Origin of the sequence: Capnocytophaga sp. oral taxon 332 str. F0381, from assembly GCF_000318275.2 — a bacterium.
Taxonomy (GTDB): domain Bacteria; phylum Bacteroidota; class Bacteroidia; order Flavobacteriales; family Flavobacteriaceae; genus Capnocytophaga; species Capnocytophaga bilenii.
In genome coordinates, this window is record NZ_KB291280.1 from 3743 (window position 1) to 4675 (window position 933).

The 933-nt window shown below is 27.0% G+C and carries 2 protein-coding genes; both read left to right on the plus strand.

What is annotated here, in order from left to right:
* The first annotated feature begins 61 nt into the window (after window positions 1-61).
* A complete protein-coding gene (locus HMPREF9075_RS03360) occupies window positions 62-562 on the plus strand; it encodes a hypothetical protein (protein WP_009415094.1) in 501 nt (166 codons plus the stop codon).
* Between the two features lie 132 nt (window positions 563-694).
* A partial coding sequence (locus HMPREF9075_RS03365; protein WP_009415095.1) for a phospholipase effector Tle1 domain-containing protein occupies window positions 695-933 on the plus strand: 239 nt, incomplete at its 3' end.

Consider the following 933-nt stretch of genomic DNA (forward strand, 5'->3'; position numbering starts at 1 on the left):
TATTGCTGTCGCAAATGTGGTCATAAAAAATACCTGATTTTTCCTCAAAATCAATAGAAGTATGGGAATTGGTAGAATTTTTAAAAGAATAGCACTCATTATAGCAATTTTAGGAATAATTGGTGTGATACTTTTTATTGTTTTAATTAGTTTAATTCGCCTTGATTTTCGAAGTGAGTTAGCTCCTATAAGTAAAAAAGAAAAGGAATTATTTGAGGAGATAGAACAGGAAACGGGGTTTGTGGCAGATACAACATCTCGTATTTTTACCAAAGAAAGATGTTGTAACCACACAATAGAATATAATATTGATTTTTATCTTGATGAAAATAATAAATCATTTATTAACAAAGAGGAAAAACATATAAATAGTATTTTAGAAGAAAAATCCATTAACCTGTATAAAATAGCACAACATATAAAATTAGATAAAAACCAAAAAATGTATTTTTGTATTAAATATCACAAAGAAAAGGAAAGTACTTATCTGTATCTTATAGAAAAAACAGATACGTATGTTTTATATAATTGGAATAAAAAAGATACTATTTTTCTAAAATAAAAAGTGGTGTTTCAAAATGTATGATATTGATCAAAGAAAATAAAGATAATATATATCAACGTCTTTGGTTTTAGTAGAGGAGCTGCTGCAGCACGTTATTTTATTTCAGAGGAAATGTCAATTACTTCTTATATGAGGGTTGATAGGAAGACACCTATAATCTTTAACTTTGTAGGACTCTTTGATACGGTTGCCTCTTTTGGGTTAATTCATAAAAACGATGTATCTCAGTTAAATTTAAAAATGGGAGCTAAACCTAATAAAGTAGTTCATTTGATAGCATCCGATGAATATCGTGAAAATTTCAAACTTACAAATATAGACAGTACAATAAAACAAGATGAGTTTTTATATAGAATACAAGAGCAAAT